This is a genomic window from Azoarcus sp. Soil_N_20 (genome assembly GCF_057656155.1).
Genome location: NZ_JBDGKX010000076.1, coordinates 1 through 302 on the forward strand (window position 1 = coordinate 1; position 302 = coordinate 302).

Genomic DNA, 302 nt, shown 5'->3' on the forward strand with positions numbered 1-302 from the left:
GGCGGCGCGAAAAAGGGCAAGGCCATCATCATCCTGAACCCGGCCGAACCGCCGCTGATCATGCGCGACACCGTGCATTGCCTGACCGAGACCGAACCGGACCAGGCCAGGATCACCGAATCCATCCACGCGATGATCCGCGAAGTGCAGAAATACGTGCCCGGCTACAAGCTGGTCAATGGCCCGGTGTTTGAAACGACACCGAGCGGCCACCGGGTGTCGGTATTCATGGAGGTCGAAGGCCTGGGCGACTACCTGCCCAAGTACGCCGGCAACCTCGACATCATGACCGCGGCCGCCGC

General features: G+C 63.2%; 1 pseudogene. It reads left to right on the plus strand.

Annotated features, from left to right (window positions below):
- Positions 1-302: pseudogene (locus AC3A35_RS27965) on the plus strand (acetaldehyde dehydrogenase (acetylating)); the annotation flags it as partial.